This window comes from Mucilaginibacter auburnensis, from assembly GCF_002797815.1.
Lineage (GTDB): Bacteria > Bacteroidota > Bacteroidia > Sphingobacteriales > Sphingobacteriaceae > Mucilaginibacter > Mucilaginibacter auburnensis.
The window spans coordinates 824751-838240 of record NZ_PGFJ01000001.1; the positions used below are offsets into that span (position 1 = coordinate 824751).

Below are 13490 nucleotides of genomic sequence, written 5' to 3' on the forward strand. Positions count from 1 at the left end.
AAAAGGTGTTACAGACCTTTCATCTGCTACGTGTTTCTATGAAATGCTTCGTTTAACTGATACATCATATTTAAATGGATTTAACCAAGCAACTACAGTTTGTTTAGAATAATTCTAAATATATTGAGATGGGCCTTTAGTGTACCATTAACAAGGTATTTTATCATAAATTTGCGCATCCAAACTGTAGGGTTTGGGTAAGGTATTTGATAATTATAAGTCATGAGTGATATTCAAATAGTTGGGGCTCCTGCGGGAGTAGAGGGGGCAGGATTTTTTGCAACATCATTAGATAAGGCAGTAGGATTGGCTCGTGCAAATTCGCTTTGGCCTTTACCGTTTGCTACTTCATGCTGCGGCATTGAGTTTATGGCCACCATGGCTTCCCATTATGACCTTTCCCGTTTTGGTGCCGAGCGTTTGAGCTTTTCACCACGCCAGGCCGATCTGTTAATGGTAATGGGAACCATCGCCAAAAAAATGGCTCCGGTGCTGCGCCAGGTTTACCTGCAAATGGCAGAGCCACGCTGGGTTATTGCAGTAGGCGCATGCGCTTCAAGCGGTGGTATTTTTGATACATATTCGGTTTTACAAGGTATAGATGAGATCATTCCGGTTGACGTTTACGTTCCGGGTTGCCCTCCGCGTCCAGAAGCTATTATTGATGGCTTTATGCACATACAGGAGTTGGTTAAAACAGAATCAACCCGCCGACGCGAAACTCCCGAATACCAGAAATTATTAGCTTCATACGGAATTCAATAATGGGTAAGATAACTAACGAAGAACTTTTAAATAACATTAATACCCAATTTGGCGACAAGATCACGGTAATTGGTGAGCCATACGGTTTGCTTACACTACAGACCTCTAAGGAGACCATAATTGACCTGTTATCGTTCTTGAAAAGCTCGCCGGTTCTGCAATTTATTTATTTAACTGATATAACCGCGGTACATTATCCGGAGCAGGAGCTTACCATTGGTGTTGTTTACCATGTGCATAGCCTTGTAAACAATATACGTGTTCGAATAAAAGTATTTATTGACGGCAATAACTGCCATATACCAACCGCAACAACCTTGTGGAATGGCGCCAACTGGATGGAGCGCGAAACCTACGATTTATTCGGGGTTATATTTGACGGCCACCCCGACCTGCGCAGAATATTGAATGTTGATGATATGACCGCCTTCCCTATGCGGAAAGAGTTCCCGCTGGAAGATCCGAACAGAGTTGACAAAAAGGATTATTTTTTTGGAAGATAGAGCATGGAGAACCATCCGGTATATATAGATAACGATCCGCAAAGCGAACTTTCAACGCTTAACTTAGGCCCAACGCACCCGGCTACGCATGGCGTTTTCCAAAACGTGTTGCAGATAGATGGCGAGCGCATAGTAAGTGGGGTTTCAACCATTGGCTATATTCACCGCGCATTTGAAAAAATAGCTGAGCATCGTCCGTTCTACCAGATAACACCGTTAACAGACCGTTTGAACTATTGTTCATCGCCAATTAACAACATGGGTTGGCACATGACGGTTGAAAAACTGTTAGGTATACAAACACCAAAGCGTGTTGACTACCTGCGCATTATTGTAATGGAGCTTGCCCGTATTGCCGATCATATTGTGTGTAACGGTGTATTAGGTGTAGATACAGGCGCTTTCACGGGCTTCTTGTACATGATGGAGTTCCGTGAGTCTATTTATGAAATTTACGAAGAAGTTTGCGGTTCCCGCTTAACTACCAACATCGGTCGTATAGGTGGTTTTGAGCGTAACTTCAACACCAAAGCTTTTGCTAAGCTGCGTAAGTTTTTGGTGGAATTTCCTAAAACATTAAAAGAATTTGAATCGCTGTTTACCCGCAACCGCATATTTGTTGATCGTACCAAAGGCGTTGCCGCAGTTACTGCCGAAGATGCCTTAAGCTATAGCTGGAGTGGTCCGTTATTGCGTGCTGCCGGCGTAGATTATGACGTGCGGGCCATGAACCCATATTCAAGCTACGAGGATTTCGACTTTGAGGTTCCGGTTGGCGAGAATGGCGACGTTTACTCACGTTTCCTGGTACGTAACGAAGAAATGTGGCAGAGCCTTCGCTTAATTGAGCAAGCTTTGGTTAAATTAGAAAAAGAGCCCGGCGATATTTTCCACGCTGATGTTCCCGAATTTTACCTGCCTCCAAAAGAGGAAGTATACAATAACATGGAAGCCCTTATCTATCACTTTAAAATAGTGATGGGTGAGATTGATACCCCGGTTACCGAGGTTTATCATTCCGTTGAAGGCGCCAATGGCGAGTTAGGCTTCTATCTGATCAATGATGGTGGACGTTCTCCTTACAGGTTGCACTTCCGCAGACCGAGTTTCATTAATTACCAGATGTATGCTCCAATGAGTGCCGGTATGTTGCTTTCAGATGCGATTATTAACATGAGTAGTTTAAATATTATAGCCGGAGAGTTAGATGCTTAGAGTTGAAGATACCGAAATGGTTCCGGTTGAGTTTTCAGCCGAACTGACCGCTAAGTTTGCCGAAATTGTTACCCGTTATCCTGAAGGAAAACAAAAATCGGCGTTGTTGCCTATACTCCATTTGGTACAAGCCGAATTTGGTTGGGTAAGCGCTCCGGCAATGGATAAAGTTGCCGAATATTTAAGCATTCAGCCTGTTGAGGTATATGAGGTAGCCACCTTTTATACCATGTACTTTATGCGACCGCAAGGCAAATATGCTTTAGAGGTTTGTCGTACCGGCCCTTGTTGCCTGGTAGGCGCCGAAAAAATAATGGATCATATTGAGCAAAAGCTGGGTGTTAAAGAGGGCGAGGTAACACCTGATGGTTTATTCAGCTGGAGAGGTGTTGAGTGTTTGGCTGCATGTGGCTTTGGCCCGGTTTTACAAATTGGCCCTGAGTACACTTTTTATGAAAAACTGACCAATGAGTCGGTTGATCAATTGATTGAAGATTTAAAAGCTAAGGCGAATAACTAATGGGACGCAAATTACTATTAGAACATATAAACGTACCCGGCATCAACACTTTTGATGTATACCGCCAAAAAGGTGGTTACAGATCTGTTGAGAAGGCTTTGAAACAGATGACCCCTGATGAAGTGGTTGAAGAAGTTAAAAAATCGGGTTTGCGTGGTCGTGGTGGTGCCGGTTTCCCTACCGGTATGAAATGGAGCTTTTTAGCTAAGCCAGAGGGCGTTCCACGTTACCTCGTTTGCAATGGCGATGAGTCTGAGCCCGGTACTTTCAAAGACCGTTATCTGATGACGCATATTCCTCATGCATTGATTGAGGGTATGATCACGTCAAGTTATGCTTTAGGAGCAAACACATCTTACATCTACGTTCGCGGTGAAATGATGCCGCAGATACGCATTCTTGAAAAAGCCATAGTCGAAGCAAAGGCAGCGGGTTTTTTAGGTAAAAATATTTTAGGCAGTGGTTATGACCTGGAGTTGTATGTTCAGCCGGGAGGCGGTGCTTATATCTGCGGTGAAGAAACTGCTTTGTTAGAATCATTGGAAGGAAAACGTGGTAATCCGCGTATTAAACCACCATTTCCGGCTATTGCTGGTTTGTACGGTTGCCCTACTGTAGTAAACAACGTTGAGTCAATTGCGGCTGTAGTTCCCATCATTAATGATGGTGGCGAAGAGTACGCTAAAATAGGCATCGGTAGAAGCACAGGTACCAAGCTGATATCTGCAGGGGGTAATTTGGCTAAGCCAGGTGTTTATGAAATTGACTTAGGCCTGCCGGTAGAAGAGTTTTTATACAGCGATGAGTACTGCGGTGGTATTGCCAATGGCAAACGCCTTAAAGCGGTAGTTGCGGGTGGTTCATCGGTGCCAATTTTGCCTGCTAACCTGTTCATGAAAACTGCAGCTGGCGAGGGTCGCTTAATGAGCTATGAGTCATTGGCTGATGGTGGTTTCGCTACCGGTACCATGATGGGTTCGGGTGGTTTCATCGCATTTGATGAAGACGCTTGTATTGTTCGTAATACCTGGAACTTTGCCCGTTTCTATCATCATGAAAGCTGCGGACAATGTTCGCCTTGCCGTGAAGGTACCGGCTGGATGGAAAAAGTATTGCATCGCCTGGAGATGGGGCATGGCAGCATGGCTGACATGGACCTGTTGGTTGATGTATCAAAGAAAATAGAAGGAAATACAATTTGTCCGCTGGGTGATGCGGCAGCATGGCCGGTTGCCAGCGCTATACGTCACTTCAGGGATGAGTTTGAGTGGCACGTATCGCACGCTGCAGAAGCCGTAACCAGAAACTACGGTTTAGCGCATTATGCTGATCCGTTACCAAAACCTGAGCCTGCGGCTTAAGTTAAAATAATATTGTCATCCTGAGCGATAGCGAAGGATCTTATACAAGCGGCTTAGCAAAGCGTAAAAAGATGTTTCGCTATCGCTCAACATGACAACTGAGAATTATAAAATTTTTGACCTTAATTAATAATGTCAGATAAACATAAAGTAACCATAGACGGTATTCCCGTTGAAGTAGATCCCGGAACAACCATTCTTAATGCTGCAAGGCAAATAGGTGGCGATATTGTTCCGCCTGCTATGTGCTATTACTCAAAATTAAAAGGTAGTGGCGGTAAGTGCCGTACTTGTTTAGTGCAGGTAAGCAAAGGTTCTGAAAAAGATCCTCGCCCTATGCCTAAACTGGTAGCATCATGCCGTACTACGGTGATGGACGGCATGGAGGTGAAGAACATTACTTCACCGGAGGTTGTTGAGGCGCGTAAGGGAGTAGTTGAGTTTTTATTGATCAATCACCCATTAGACTGCCCGGTGTGCGATCAGGCCGGTGAGTGCCACTTACAAGACTTAGGCTTTGAGCACGGTGCTGCTAAAACCCGTTATGAGTTTGACCGCCGTACTTTTGAGAAAATTGACATTGGCGATAAGATACAATTGCACATGACGCGTTGTATACTTTGCTACCGTTGCGTTTTCACTGCTGATCAGATAACAGATCATCGTATACATGGTATCCTAAACCGTGGCGATCACTCAGAAATATCTACTTACATACAAGCAGCCGTTGATAATGATTTCTCAGGAAACGTTATTGACGTGTGCCCGGTAGGCGCTTTAACTGATAAAACTTTCCGCTTTAAAAACCGTGTTTGGTTTACCAAACCTGTTGAAGCACATCGCGATTGCAACCATGAGAACTGCAATGGTAAAGTAACACTTTGGTATAAAGGAGAGGACGTTATCCGAGTAACTGCACGTAAAGACCAGTGGGGTGAAGTAGAAGAATTTATTTGCAACGAGTGCCGTTTTGATAAAAAGAAGACTTCTGATTGGGTAATTGAAGGCCCACGTAAAGTATCTCATCAATCGGTTATCAGTGCAAATCACTATGAGTTTCAACCATTGCCGGTTGTTAAAACCAACCCTGTTTTACAGGAAGCTAACAAAACACAGTTTGAAAGGGAGACACGTTTATAATGGAAGTTACTGATATCCTTATAAAATTTACTTTGATAGTGATCATTTTCGCTATCAGTCTGGTAGTGGCCATGTACTCTACATACGCAGAGCGTAAACTGGCTGCTTTTTTTCAAGATAGGGTAGGCCCTAACCGTGCTGGCCCATGGGGTATTTTACAACCTCTTGCAGACGGTGGTAAAATGTTCCTAAAAGAAGAGATCATCCCTAAAAATGCCACACCGTTCCTGTTCATTGTAGGTCCGTCGTTAGCCATCTTCACGGCTTGTATAGGCTCTGCAGTTATTCCATGGGGACAGCAATTAACTATCGGTTCAACAGTGATTGATCTGCAGGTTACTGATATTAACGTAGGTATCCTTTACATATTTGGTGTGGTATCATTAGGCGTTTACGGCATCATGATAGGCGGTTGGGCATCCAACAATAAATACTCGTTGTTAGGAGCTATTCGTGCTGCATCGCAAAACATCAGCTACGAGATTTCAATGGGCCTTTCCATCATCGCTTTGATCATGGTTACCGGTACAATGAGTTTGGGAGATATAGCTTCTCAGCAGCATGGGTTTTGGGCTGACGGCTGGTTTAGCTGGAACTTCTTTAAACAGCCCTTAGGTTTCCTATTATTCATTGTTTGTGCGTTTGCCGAGACCAACCGCTCACCGTTTGACTTACCTGAGTGCGAAACCGAGCTGGTAGGTGGTTATCACACTGAGTATTCATCAATGAAACTGGGCTTTTATCTGTTTGCTGAATATATTAACATGTTCATCTCATCAGCAGTAATGGCTACGCTTTACTTTGGTGGCTACAATTATCCGTTTATGGATCTTGTATCATCAGCAGCAGGCACTAACGTTGCCGCCATTTTAGGGGTTGTATTATTGTTCGGGAAAATATTTGGTTTCATCTTCTTCTTTATGTGGATAAGATGGACTATCCCGCGCTTTCGTTATGACCAATTGATGGACTTAGGTTGGAAAACCTTAATTCCGTTGGCTATAGCAAATATTATAATTACAGGTTTGTGGATGACTTTTATTAGAGGATAATATGGAACCATTAAGTAATAAAAGAAAGGTATTGGAATCAAAGCCGCTTAATTTATTAGAGCGTGCTTATCTTCCTGCTATTGCAAAAGGCCTTTCTATCACTATAAAACACTTTTTTAAAAAGCCGGTAACCATCAGCTATCCCGAAGAAAAGCGCGAGTTCTCTGAAAATTTCAGAGGTATGCACTCGCTTAAGCGCGATGAGAATGGTAAAGAGCGTTGTACCGCTTGTGGCTTGTGCGCGTTATCATGCCCGGCTGAGGCTATTACCATGACAGCTGCCGAGCGCCAAAAAGGTGAAGAGCATTTATACCGTGAAGAAAAGTATGCTGCGGTTTATGAAATAAACATGCTGCGTTGCATTTTTTGCGGTTTATGCGAGGAGGCTTGCCCTAAAGAGGCTATTTATCTGGATGGTGATATTGTGCCTTCAGACTACTTACGCAAAGATTTTATATACGGTAAGGACAAATTAGTGGAGGCCCCCTTAAATCAATAAAGAAGTTTTATACCTTTGCCCAACTTTTTCAAGGGCATAGGGTACGTTAAAAGATAACCATGAATCCATTTTACGTTGTAGCGTTTTTGTCTATATTTTTTGCCGTTATGGTAATTAGCGCAAAAAACCCGGTGCACAGCATTTTATACCTGATCATTACCTTTTTTACGTTCACTATACACTACATTTTGCTAAACGCACAGTTTTTAGCTGTAGTAAATTTTATAGTTTACATGGGTGCTATATTGGTATTGTTCCTTTATACGCTCATGTTGATCAACCTTAACAAGGATGCTGAACCGGCTAAATCCAACATCGTAAAAATTGCTGCCGTTATTGGTGGCGGATGTTTTTTTTTAACGCTTGTAGCTTCTATAAAAGCCCTTGGAGCATCAAACCCGGTATTGATGAAAAACCCTGATCTGGGTTTAGTTAAAAACCTGGGCAAAGTACTATTCAACGAATATTTATTGCCTTTTGAAATTGCCTCTATTCTATTGCTATCAGCGATGGTGGGCGCTGTTTTATTGGCAACTAAAGATAAAGAACCAAACGCTGCGTGATGGAAAGTTTAACTAATACTATGCTGGGTGTTCCGCTTAATCATTACATCCTTTTAAGCGCCATCATATTTTCAATTGGTGTTATTGGTGTACTGCTACGCCGCAATGCTATCGTAATTTTCATGTCGGTTGAGCTGATGCTGAATGCGGTAAACCTGCTGTTGACAGCATTTTCAGTATACCGTGGCGATGCAGCCGGACAAGTGTTCGTATTCTTTATTATGGCACTGGCCGCTGCTGAAGTTGCAGTAGGTTTAGCCATCATCGTAATGATCTATCGCAATACCAATTCGGTAGATATTAACGTGCTGAACAGGTTGAAATGGTAAATCCCCATCCCCCTGAAGGGGGCATCAAAGGGTATAAAATATAAAAAGAAAAGTAACCACCATCATTCCCCCTTTAGGGGGTTAGGGGGCAAACATTATGGATAAATATATCTGGCTTATTCCTTTATTACCACTGCTTGGTTTTGTTATCAATGGCATCGGTCGTAATTCGTTATCTAAAGGATTGATCGGCGCTATTGGCAGTCTGGTTATTCTTATCTCTTTTGGCTTGAGCATAGCCACTTTCTTTCAGATCAAATCAACCGGAGCTCCAATCCATGCAGATCTGTTCACCTGGTTCAGCGTTGGCTCGCTTCATGTTGATTTCTCTTTCCTGGTTGATCAGTTGAGCTCAATTATGCTGCTCATCATTACAGGTGTAGGTTTTCTTATTCATTTATATTCTACCGGTTACATGCATGATGACAAAGGCTTCGGTAAGTTCTTTGCTTATCTAAACCTGTTTGTTTTCTTCATGTTGCTGTTGGTTATGGGCGCTAACTACCTCATCATGTTTATTGGTTGGGAGGGTGTAGGTCTGTGCTCATATTTGCTTATCGGTTTCTGGTTCACCAATCCAAGTTATGCCGATGCTGCTAAAAAAGCATTCATCATGAACCGTGTGGGCGACTTAGGTTTCCTTATCGCTATCTTTTTAATATTCCAACACTTCGGAAGCATCAGCTACGCTGAAGTATTTGCAAAAGCTGAAACATTAGGTGCCGGCGGTGCGCCGTTGGTGCTGATTACTATATTATTGTTTGTAGGTGCTACAGGCAAATCAGCACAGTTGCCGTTGTTTACCTGGCTGCCGGATGCGATGGCCGGTCCAACGCCTGTATCAGCATTGATCCATGCTGCAACCATGGTTACAGCAGGTATTTACATGATTGCACGCTCCAACATCCTGTTCACAATGGCCCCTGAAACACTTGAGGTGATTGCTATTGTTGGTTTGGCTACCGCAGCGTTTGCTGCTTTGATTGCACTTACGCAAACAGATATTAAAAAGGTACTGGCTTACTCAACAGTGTCGCAATTAGGTTATATGTTTTTAGGTTTGGGTGTTGGCGCTTACACAGGTGCATTCTTCCACGTGCTAACACATGCCTTCTTTAAAGCTTTATTGTTCCTTGGGGCGGGTTCTGTTATCCACGCCATGAGCGGTGAACAGGATATGCGCAGAATGGGCGGTTTGAAAGGTAAGATCAAAGTTACTTTCTTTACCATGCTGATCGGTACTATTGCCATTGCAGGTATCCCACCATTCGCTGGTTTCTTTTCAAAAGATGAAATTTTAGCGGCTGCTTACGCGCACAATCCTATTTACTATGTAGTGGGTGTTATTACCGCTATGCTTACTTCATTCTACATGTTCCGGATGATGTACTTAACCTTCTGGGGTAAGTTCCGCGGGACACATGAGCAGGAGCATCATCTGCATGAGTCGCCTTCAAGCATGACTATTCCATTAATTGTGTTGGCCGTATTGTCAATAATTGGTGGTTTTATAGGCGTACCGCATGTTTTGTGGGGCCATCATGAGTTGAATGCTTTTTTAACTCCGGTATTTGAAGCCTCTAACAAGTTAATGGGCGAACATGAGTTAGATCAAAGCACAGAATGGTTGCTGATGGGAATATCAGTACTCGTTGCTTTCATAGCTATGGGTTATGCCTACTCTCGTTACGTAAAAGGCGCGCATGTGCCGGTTGAAGATGGCGAAGAACGCCCGGCATTGGCGAGTTTATCATATAACAAGTTTTATGTTGACGAGTTATATGATGCCATTATCCGCAAGCCTTTAGATTGGTTATCTGGCTTCTTCTATAAAGTAATTGACAAGTTGGGTATCGACGGGTTTGTGAACAGCCTTGGAAAAGGGTCTGTTGAGGCCAGCAAGAGCTTACGCTTATTGCAGGCCGGTAACGTTGGTTTCTACATTTTTATGATGGTGGCAGGCATAGTTGCCATACTGTTATATAGCTTAACAAGTGTAATTTAAAATGACGGTTAGTATACTTATATTTTTGCCGGTAATTGCAGCGCTTGCTGTTGCTTTCCTTAAAAACGATGCAGCTAAGCATGCCGCGCTATTTTTCTCGGTGGTTGAACTGGCAGTAGCCTTGTATTTTCTAAGCAATTTTGTACCCGATGCCAGCACACAGTTTTTAATTGATGTACCATGGATAAGCAGAATAGGCGTTTACTTCACTGCAGGTATTGATGGCATCAGTATGATAATGGTGTTACTCACAACGGTTTTAGTGCCGTTGATCATTTTAACTACTTACAAACACACCTACAGTAATGCCGGTGCTTTTTATGCACTCATATTGTTTATGCAGGCGGCAATGCTGGTTGTATTTACCGCGCTTGACGGATTTTTATTCTATGTTGGATGGGAAGCTGCGCTGATACCAATTTACTTTATCTGCGCTATGTGGGGCGGTCAGGACCGTATCCGCATTACCTTGAAGTTTTTCATTTACACTTTTGCCGGTTCATTATTTATGTTATTGGCAATAATTTACCTGTACTTCCATACACCGGGTAAGCTATATAGTCTGGAAGGTTTTATGCATGCAGGCTTATCGCCTCAGGAGCAGGTTTGGGTGTTCTGGGCATTCTTTCTGGCATTTGCTATCAAAATGCCGGTGTTCCCTTTCCATACCTGGCAGCCCGATACCTATACCGAATCACCTTCAGCAGGTACCATGATGTTATCAGGTATCATGTTAAAAATGGGTATCTATGGTGTTATCAGATGGATGGTGCCCAATGCGCCTATCAGCGCTTTTGAATGGCAAAACCTAACTATTATACTTTCAATAGTAGGTATAGTTTACGCTTCTATCATTGCCTTTACGCAAAAAGATGGCAAACGTTTAGTGGCCTACTCATCAATAGCGCACGTTGGCTTGATAGCAGCAGGTATTTTTGCCTGGAACGTGCAAGGCTTGCAGGGTGCAATGGTGCAAATGCTTAGCCACGGCATAAACGTGGTGGGTATGTTCTTTATTTGGGATATCATCAGTCGCCGTTTAAATACACGTGAGATATCTCAACTGGGCGGTATTGCTAAAAACGCACCATTTTTCTCCATCGCGTTTTTAATAATTGTATTGGGTACTGTTGCATTGCCGTTAACCAATGGTTTCATAGGTGAGTTTTTATTGCTGAACAGCGTTTACCAATACAACATCTGGTTAGCTGCTGTAGCTGGCTTGACCATCATATTTGGCGCGGTATACATGCTGCGCATGTATAAAGGTGTTATGCAAGGCGAAACCAATGACCTTACAGCTGTTTTTACAGATGTTAAAGGAACGGAAGCGTTAGCGCTGGCCATTATCTGCGCGTTAATTATTGTTATAGGTGTTTATCCGCAGCCTATCCTGCACATCTCAGAAGCGGCGGTGAATAATTTGATAAATACTGTAAATCTCAGGTAGTTTGTTATGAATACTTTAATAGTTATATCTGTTTTACCTATTGTACTGCTTTACCTGGGGCTGTATAAAATGCAAAAGGCATTGCTGCCGGTTACCGTTGTTGGTTTACTGGTTGCACTTGGAATGGCAATAGGCCACTGGAATGACGGTGCTACTCCAATTTTTAATGGGATGATGCTGTTTAATAACTTTTCGGTTATTTTCTCGTCTGTAGCTATCATATCAACCCTTCTCATTCTATTACTATCTAAAGATTATTTTGAGCGTATCAGTTCGCATGTGGCTGAGTATTACGCGGTGATATTGTTTTCATTGGCCGGTATCATTGTAATGGTATCTTACTATAATCTGTCAATGTTATTCATTGGTATTGAGATCATGTCTGTTAGTTTATATATCCTGGCAGGTATCAAAAAGAAAGACTTTGCTTCAAACGAGGCTGCTTTGAAATACTTCCTGATGGGTGCTTTTTCAACAGGCTTTTTATTGTTCGGTATCACATTGATCTACGGCGCTACAGGTTCTTTTAACCTGGAGGAGATCCGCAACTGGATGACACACGATGTTAAAATTGACTGGTTGTCATTCACCGGCATGATGCTGATCTTGATTGGTCTTTGCTTTAAGGTTGGTGCTGCTCCTTTCCACTTCTGGACACCAGACGTATATGAGGGATCTCCAACACTTATCACAGCGTTTATGTCAACTGTAGTAAAGGTTGCAGGCTTCGCGGCATTTTACCGTTTGTTCTCTGTATCATTCGGCGCGGCAAGTGGTTTCTGGATGCAGCCTTTATCAGTTATTATCATCTTAACGCTGTTTATTGGCAACATAACCGCATTATATCAGAAAAGCTTTAAGCGCATGTTGGCTTATTCAAGTATCTCGCATGCGGGTTACATGTTATTTGCCTTAGTTGCTTTAGGCGGAACATCGGTAGCCTCTATATTCATTTATGGCAGCGCATATTCTGTAGCGTCTATTATTGCTTTTGGTGCGCTTATTTTAGTGCAGCAACAAACCGGCAGCGATAGTTTTGAGAGCTTTAATGGTTTGGGTAAAAGCAATCCGTTTTTAGCGTTGGTAGTTACCGTAGCAATGCTTTCGTTGGCAGGTATACCATTAACAGCAGGCTTTATAGGTAAGTTTTACATGTTTAGCGGTACAATAAGCAAGTGGCAAATATGGATAACTGTTTTAGCAGTTATTAATGCCATTATCAGCATATTCTATTATTTCAGGGTAATTGTAGCAATGTATTTCCGTCAGGAAGATCGTACGTCGCTAACCGTGCCTGTAAATTATGTTGTAGTGTTTGCAATTGCAGCTGCGGCAACGTTAGTGATAGGCATCTATCCCGATCTGATTGCAAAGCTTATTTAATTCATTAAAACTAAAGTTCCCTTCTAATTGATTTAATATTTGTAGTTTTACAAATATCGTTAATGGAAAATTTTTGGGAATACCTGCAAACCCTGACCGATGCTAAGACCATTTTAAGCAAAGGAGGGTTTTATTTTTTGCTGGTTGTGGTCTTTGCCGAAACGGGGTTGTTCTTCGGATTTTTCCTTCCCGGCGACTATCTCTTATTCATGGCGGGGTTGCTTTGCGCTTCTGGAATGATAGATGTGCAATTAGGTACTTTACTGTTTTCGGTTATTGCGGCAGGTGTACTGGGTAACTACACGGGCTACTGGTTTGGCTATCGCGCAGGGCCTATGCTCTTCAAAAAAAACGATTCGTGGTTCTTTAAAAAGCGTTATATAACGGTTGCGGAAGAATTTTATAAAAAACATGGCGGAATGGCATTAGTTTTAGGAAGATTTTTCCCTATAATAAGAACTTTTGCACCTATCTTTGCAGGCGTTGTTAAGGTAGATTTTAAGCGATTTACCTTGTATAACCTGGCGGGTGGTATTGCGTGGACTTGCACCTTTATTTTATCGGGTTATTTCTTAGGGCGGCGGTATCCGCAGCTGAACGATTACCTTGAATATATTGTAATAGGACTAATAGTTATCACATCAATACCATTGTTAATTGCCTTTATAAGAAGAAAGACAACTAATACTGAAAAAACATAAAAAA

General features: G+C 42.5%; 14 protein-coding genes. All 14 read left to right on the forward strand.

All coding sequences use genetic code 11. The features are described from left to right. Window positions 1–222: 222 nt before the first annotated feature. The 14 genes from CLV57_RS03635 to CLV57_RS03700 all read left to right on the forward strand — a co-directional run bounded on the left by CLV57_RS03635 (window position 223) and on the right by CLV57_RS03700 (window position 13486). Window positions 223–765 carry an NADH-quinone oxidoreductase subunit B gene (locus CLV57_RS03635; RefSeq protein WP_100339985.1) on the forward strand — a complete coding sequence of 181 codons (543 nt, stop codon included), beginning with the start codon at window positions 223–225 and terminating at the stop codon, window positions 763–765. Beyond that, window positions 765–1268, forward strand: coding sequence for an NADH-quinone oxidoreductase subunit C (locus CLV57_RS03640; RefSeq protein WP_100339986.1), 504 nt, complete (start codon window positions 765–767; stop codon window positions 1266–1268). Before CLV57_RS03635 ends, CLV57_RS03640 begins: the two co-directional genes overlap by 1 nt. A 3-nt stretch (window positions 1269–1271) precedes the next feature. Continuing rightward, on the forward strand, window positions 1272–2483 hold the full coding sequence (locus CLV57_RS03645; protein ID WP_100339987.1) for an NADH-quinone oxidoreductase subunit D: 1212 nt from the start codon (window positions 1272–1274) through the stop codon (window positions 2481–2483). Next, complete coding sequence (locus CLV57_RS03650) at window positions 2476–3003, forward strand: NADH-quinone oxidoreductase subunit NuoE family protein (RefSeq protein WP_100339988.1); 528 nt, start codon at window positions 2476–2478, stop codon at window positions 3001–3003. Before CLV57_RS03645 ends, CLV57_RS03650 begins: the two co-directional genes overlap by 8 nt. Beyond that, entirely contained in the window at window positions 3003–4364 is a 1362-nt protein-coding gene (nuoF, locus tag CLV57_RS03655) for an NADH-quinone oxidoreductase subunit NuoF (RefSeq protein ID WP_100339989.1), read from the forward strand. The genes CLV57_RS03650 and nuoF overlap by 1 nt, the downstream gene beginning before the upstream one ends. A 132-nt stretch (window positions 4365–4496) precedes the next feature. Next, window positions 4497–5504 (forward strand): 2Fe-2S iron-sulfur cluster-binding protein, encoded by a 1008-nt coding sequence (locus CLV57_RS03660; RefSeq protein WP_100339990.1) that lies wholly within the window; start codon window positions 4497–4499, stop codon window positions 5502–5504. Further along, window positions 5504–6556 carry an NADH-quinone oxidoreductase subunit NuoH gene (gene nuoH, locus CLV57_RS03665; RefSeq protein WP_100339991.1) on the forward strand — a complete coding sequence of 351 codons (1053 nt, stop codon included), beginning with the start codon at window positions 5504–5506 and terminating at the stop codon, window positions 6554–6556. The genes CLV57_RS03660 and nuoH overlap by 1 nt, the downstream gene beginning before the upstream one ends. Window position 6557: 1 nt before the next feature. Then, entirely contained in the window at window positions 6558–7055 is a 498-nt protein-coding gene (locus tag CLV57_RS03670) for a NuoI/complex I 23 kDa subunit family protein (protein WP_100339992.1), read from the forward strand. A gap of 59 nt (window positions 7056–7114) precedes the next feature. Further along, the gene (locus tag CLV57_RS03675) at window positions 7115–7618 is read left to right on the forward strand and encodes an NADH-quinone oxidoreductase subunit J family protein (RefSeq protein ID WP_100339993.1); all 504 of its coding nucleotides are present in this window, start codon (window positions 7115–7117) and stop codon (window positions 7616–7618) included. After that, window positions 7618–7947 carry an NADH-quinone oxidoreductase subunit NuoK gene (nuoK, locus tag CLV57_RS03680; protein WP_100339994.1) on the forward strand — a complete coding sequence of 110 codons (330 nt, stop codon included), beginning with the start codon at window positions 7618–7620 and terminating at the stop codon, window positions 7945–7947. Before CLV57_RS03675 ends, nuoK begins: the two co-directional genes overlap by 1 nt. Before the next feature lie 97 nt (window positions 7948–8044). Next, window positions 8045–9952, forward strand: coding sequence for an NADH-quinone oxidoreductase subunit L (nuoL, locus tag CLV57_RS03685; protein WP_100339995.1), 1908 nt, complete (start codon window positions 8045–8047; stop codon window positions 9950–9952). 1 nt (window position 9953) lies between these two features. Then, the gene (locus CLV57_RS03690; protein WP_100339996.1) at window positions 9954–11402 is read left to right on the forward strand and encodes a complex I subunit 4 family protein; all 1449 of its coding nucleotides are present in this window, start codon (window positions 9954–9956) and stop codon (window positions 11400–11402) included. 6 nt (window positions 11403–11408) lie between these two features. Beyond that, a complete protein-coding gene (locus CLV57_RS03695) occupies window positions 11409–12785 on the forward strand; it encodes an NADH-quinone oxidoreductase subunit N (RefSeq protein ID WP_100339997.1) in 1377 nt (458 codons plus the stop codon). A gap of 62 nt (window positions 12786–12847) precedes the next feature. Further along, window positions 12848–13486 carry a DedA family protein gene (locus CLV57_RS03700; RefSeq protein ID WP_100339998.1) on the forward strand — a complete coding sequence of 213 codons (639 nt, stop codon included), beginning with the start codon at window positions 12848–12850 and terminating at the stop codon, window positions 13484–13486. The last annotated feature ends 4 nt before the right edge of the window (window positions 13487–13490 follow it).

Bases quoted from the DNA above. Each gene is read 5' to 3' on its own strand.
- CLV57_RS03635 (WP_100339985.1), top strand. From the start codon at position 223: ATGAGTGATATTCAAATAGTTGGGGCTCCTGCGGGAGTAGAGGGGGCA.
- CLV57_RS03640 (WP_100339986.1), top strand. From the start codon at position 765: ATGGGTAAGATAACTAACGAAGAACTTTTAAATAACATTAATACCCAA.
- CLV57_RS03645 (WP_100339987.1), top strand. From the start codon at position 1,272: ATGGAGAACCATCCGGTATATATAGATAACGATCCGCAAAGCGAACTT.
- CLV57_RS03650 (WP_100339988.1), top strand. From the start codon at position 2,476: ATGCTTAGAGTTGAAGATACCGAAATGGTTCCGGTTGAGTTTTCAGCC.
- nuoF (WP_100339989.1), top strand. From the start codon at position 3,003: ATGGGACGCAAATTACTATTAGAACATATAAACGTACCCGGCATCAAC.
- CLV57_RS03660 (WP_100339990.1), top strand. From the start codon at position 4,497: ATGTCAGATAAACATAAAGTAACCATAGACGGTATTCCCGTTGAAGTA.
- nuoH (WP_100339991.1), top strand. From the start codon at position 5,504: ATGGAAGTTACTGATATCCTTATAAAATTTACTTTGATAGTGATCATT.
- CLV57_RS03670 (WP_100339992.1), top strand. From the start codon at position 6,558: ATGGAACCATTAAGTAATAAAAGAAAGGTATTGGAATCAAAGCCGCTT.
- CLV57_RS03675 (WP_100339993.1), top strand. From the start codon at position 7,115: ATGAATCCATTTTACGTTGTAGCGTTTTTGTCTATATTTTTTGCCGTT.
- nuoK (WP_100339994.1), top strand. From the start codon at position 7,618: ATGGAAAGTTTAACTAATACTATGCTGGGTGTTCCGCTTAATCATTAC.
- nuoL (WP_100339995.1), top strand. From the start codon at position 8,045: ATGGATAAATATATCTGGCTTATTCCTTTATTACCACTGCTTGGTTTT.
- CLV57_RS03690 (WP_100339996.1), top strand. From the start codon at position 9,954: ATGACGGTTAGTATACTTATATTTTTGCCGGTAATTGCAGCGCTTGCT.
- CLV57_RS03695 (WP_100339997.1), top strand. From the start codon at position 11,409: ATGAATACTTTAATAGTTATATCTGTTTTACCTATTGTACTGCTTTAC.
- CLV57_RS03700 (WP_100339998.1), top strand. From the start codon at position 12,848: ATGGAAAATTTTTGGGAATACCTGCAAACCCTGACCGATGCTAAGACC.